At 35.3% G+C, this 4,430-nt stretch carries 3 protein-coding genes; all 3 read left to right on the top strand.

Annotation, left to right across the window (positions count from 1 at the left end; translation table 11 throughout):
• Positions 1–282: 282 nt before the first annotated feature.
• The 3 genes from D3H55_RS23405 (at position 283) to D3H55_RS23395 (ending at position 4,201) form a co-directional block, all read left to right on the top strand.
• The gene (locus tag D3H55_RS23405) at positions 283–1,356 is read left to right on the top strand and encodes a hypothetical protein (RefSeq protein WP_119549736.1); all 1,074 of its coding nucleotides are present in this window, start codon (positions 283–285) and stop codon (positions 1,354–1,356) included.
• Positions 1,357–1,443: 87 nt separating this feature from the next.
• Positions 1,444–3,120 carry a recombinase family protein gene (locus tag D3H55_RS23400; RefSeq protein WP_136035791.1) on the top strand — a complete coding sequence of 559 codons (1,677 nt, stop codon included), beginning with the start codon at positions 1,444–1,446 and terminating at the stop codon, positions 3,118–3,120.
• Between the two features lie 271 nt (positions 3,121–3,391).
• Complete coding sequence (locus tag D3H55_RS23395) at positions 3,392–4,201, top strand: hypothetical protein (protein ID WP_119549734.1); 810 nt, start codon at positions 3,392–3,394, stop codon at positions 4,199–4,201.
• The last annotated feature ends 229 nt before the right edge of the window (positions 4,202–4,430 follow it).

Below are 4,430 nucleotides of genomic sequence, written 5' to 3'. Positions count from 1 at the left end.
GGGAATCCTGGCCTTTATGAACACGATGATGACGATCTCAGAATCCTATTTCCGAAAGAGCATTGTACTGCCATTGATGGAAAAAGGGAAACTGCAGAAAAATTTTATCCCAGGCAGTCAAAGTAAGCGAAAATATTATATGGTGAAGAAGTAATGAGAACCCACTGAGTAGGCATATTGCCGCTTGGTGGGCTTTTTTTGTTGTAATCTTTTAATTGTATAAAACTTCTAACTGATTGTGGTATCTTGGTAATAAAGAGTAATAAAATAGGAGCGTTTATTATGAGTGAAGCAAACGAAAAATTACATAAAGCGATAGAAGAATATGTACAAGTAATGAATGAGAAAAGGGAAGAACTCTTAAAAAGATACCCCCCAGATATTCCAAATAAGGAGTGCCATCATGCCATTATCTCAGGAATAAAAACAGATAATAGTACCGGGTTTAAAGTGAATGATTACACGCCGTTAATGAAAACAAAGTATGAGGAACTGTTTATATGGACACATTCAAAAGATAAAAACTCGTCAATAGTTTCAGAGGTTTCAACAGATATTAAAAACAATAATTATTGGAAGAACATGGGGTATGTAATGAGCTTAGCTCTAGCATATTATTATGATTTTGAGCACACCTCAGATATGAAGTACCATTGGATTTATTACTTTGATCACTTAAAGTCTATAGAAGAAAATGAGTTTCAAAGAGATGATCATATAGGTGAAGGTACTTTCAATGGCTCAATACAAAAGGTGTCCTTTTTTAAAGAGATAGCTCCTTTAATAGAATTGTTATTAAGAGACGATAGGTTTTACACATCACTGAGTATATTTAGCAATTCAGTAGAATGTCATTGGTTTTGCTTCATCTGTGAGCTAAGTAAATCCGACTATAAAAAACACCCTAGCCATGAACCACAATTATGGGAAGAGGCAGAGCTTATCCCAAAAATGGAGGCGGCATTAGTACAAAGTTGTAGAGCGGTAGAAGCAATCTTAGGCAAGCCAGGGAAAAAAGAAGATAAAGCTAAAGTAATTAGAGCAAAAGAGAGATGGCGGGCATTAATAAACTTAGAGCCCGATGACATTTATTTTAAAAAGGGTATAACTAACTTTGATTATTACTATGAACTTTTTGAGTTACGAAATGAAAGTGCTCATAGCTTCGGAGAACTTCCTTTCTCGATATCTAGAAAATTAACGATTGAGGCGCAGTGCTTTTCGTATATGGTAATAATGGCTTATCTAGAGAAACATATGTTAAGTGTTGAGGATGCGAGTAAAGAATTATGTTTAAATTTAGATTTAATAAATCGAGACCCTGAAGACTTCTCAACAGTTAAAACCAATGACTAATATTATATAGAAGAAACTCATCAAACCTTGCTCATCACAATATCGTGATGAGCATTTTTATATTGGGATGGAAACCTAAAGTGCGGATTGAATGGAACATTGGATAAACCCCTATATAAAGCGGTTTGTTATAGGGGGATATATTTTGCGTATTTTTATCCATCCAGCCTCACGGCGACCCTTTCCATTTCAAGACACCTGAAGCAACTCCCAACCCCTGTGTATATTTATTTTGAGAAGGAGAATATTTGGACGTCTGATCCTCAATCGGAACTGATGATGTCCATCTACGGTGCCATCGCTCAGGAAGAAGTGATGAATGTGGGAAGGAGCATTGCTTGGGGGCATCGTAGTCAAGCCAAACGAGGAATTATCCGGTGGAAAAAGGCTACGTATGGATATTGGGTAGACGAGGATTATCGCTGGCATATCCAGCCAGAGCAAGCCAAAATCATCAAACGTATTTTTAGGGAAGTGATAAAAGGTAAGACAGTAAATAAAATTTGTGAAGACTTAGCCAGTGATGGGATTAAAACAGCGACAGGAAAAGACTATTGGAACCCAAAATCAGTGATGGCAATGTTAACAAATGAAGTGTATAAGGGTGATTATTTATTTCAAAAACACGTGACCGTTGATACCTTACAATCCAAGGTCATCCGTAATCAAGGAGAGGAACCACAGTATTATATTGAAAATCACCATGAAGCGATCATTAAGCCAAAGGACTGGGACCGGGTTCAGGATATTTTAGAAGAACGGAAAAAAGGGTTTATCAAAGATGGACATCAGAAGTATGAAAAAGATGAACTGAAAAACGAAGCTTTTATTGAAAAACTGTATTGTGGTGAATGTGGATATTTGATGGGGCATAGACGGCATGTAGAGAGACGATGGAAAAAACCTTTTGAAACGCACTTTTGGGTGTGCTGCCGCCATGATCAGAGATATAGAACTGAACGATGCGATACAAGGCGTATTCGCCAGGATTATTTAGAGTGGAACTTCATCCACTTTTTAAAACAGATTCATAGGAACCCTAATTTTAAAAATGACGTCTTGCATTGGATTAATAGATTGGAATTAACAGAGGAAGAGAAGCAGGAAAAAATAGATTTGCAGGACAAAGTGGAAACGCAAAACCAAGCCTTGTATAAAGCAGTAGAAGAGGGTATCCATGAAAATGGCCAAAACACTCAGCTGGTGGATAAGCTGACAGAAGAATTGGTGGAGTTGCATGACCGATTGAAACACTTTAGTGAACGAGAAAGACGTGTGGAACATGAAAGAAAAATGTTTAAGGAAATCATGAAAAAGGTGAAAAAGCATGTGGAAGGAGCAAGCGAGGACTTTCCTGACGATTTATTTCAAGAATTAATTAGTCGAGCAGAAGTGTGTAAAGATGGAAAGGTCACCTACTATCTCATATTTGAACTGGAACAAGAAATGCCAGAAACCTATGCTGATTTTGTAGAATTAAAAAGGCAGCAAAAGAAGCAGGAAACGAAGGAAAAACATGAGGCGCTACTCAACGGCCCTGAGGTGGAGGAGCTGTTAGTATTTTGCGAGGAGCCAAAGGATCTAAAAGAGATTGTAAGTTTTATGAATGAGAAGATGGTCATTTCTGATTCGCACATCTTCCAAGTTATTTTGAGACCATTAATGAAGCAAGGAAAAATGGAAAGATTCAAAGCACCGGAAAAGGGTGGAACCAGAGAAGTGTTTCATTATCAGGTTATCAAGCATTCTGGTTTTGCGAAGTAATAACTTAATAGAGTAATAGATTAACTGGCTCATCTCCCTTTGTAGAGGTGGGCCATTTTTTTAATTTAAATTGCGTTTTAACAGAGAAGTTATGATTAGTAAATAATTGATACGAGACAGGTCCCTTTTATATTATGGTAAAATTAATTAAGAGATTGGTTTTTAGAGTGAAAAAAGAAAATGAAGCGTGATCTTAAAAATATAATTGATAACAATAAATAATGAATTATTGAAAGTTAAGTAGACAAATAAATTATAGTTAGGTGAAAAAATGACAAATATAACTTTAGATTGTCGAAGTATTGAGTCAACTTTTATTTCGTTATCCAGAATCCTGAATGTCGATAAAAAAGATATTGTACAATTTCTCAAAGATAACAGGAATCGAATAACTATAGATGGTAATTCATACTATTATGATAATCTCTCACAAAATGATATAAAAGAGTACTTTAAGCCCGAAGAAATCAATTTTCAGGAAATCACTGTACATCATATTTCATCAATACTTGATAAAAATAGTTTTTTGAATGAAGGTATATTAAATCTAAGGAAATTATTACTCACTAAAAATAGCTTCACTAACTTTCTGTCACAGTACGAAATATCGATAAGAGAAAATTATCCAGACACCCTAGTTCTATTATATAAAGGTAAGGAAGCGGGCACTGACTACCTTACATATAGATTTAAAAAGGATAGATGTATAAACGGCTTCCTTTTTTGTGAATCTGCCTTAATAGACTCGAATGTTTCTCACATTAGAGAATGTCCAGAGTTAGTTTCGCATATTGGTAGAGAAATTATAGGTAGTTCTGATTTAGAAAAATACTGGAAATTGCAAGGTGTGCCTTCTTTGGTATCTTTCAATGTTCCTGTTAATCAGATTCACTGGACAACTTTTAATGACCATTTAGAATTAAATGACCAGCGTATGTATTTGATCTTTAAGGCTCTAGAATTTTTGCTATTTAAATATTGTCACTATCCAATTGAAAATAAAATGATCTTTCTTGAAGAGAACTATGATGTACCTCCTGAAGATATTATTAAGGTAGCTGAACTCGACAGTAGTGTGTAAGAGTTCAAGCAAAATTACGGTTCTATATAGAAGAAAAACGACCAATCAGGCTCATCTCCATTAAGGGAGGTGGGCCATTTTTTTGCGTTTTATGGGGTGAAATTCGCATTAAAAATGAATCGTGGAATTAGAAGGAAAGAGGAGTGAAATTAACCGTCTATTATTATAGTAGAAACTCGGATATTTTAATCTATATTTTGCGTATTTTTATCCACTCAGCCTCACGGCG

Origin of the sequence: Bacillus salacetis (genome assembly GCF_003581585.1) — a bacterium.
Classification (GTDB): domain Bacteria; phylum Bacillota; class Bacilli; order Bacillales; family Bacillaceae_B; genus Rossellomorea; species Rossellomorea salacetis.
Note: the sequence above shows the minus strand (reverse complement) of the source record. Positions and strands in the feature narration are given on the sequence as shown.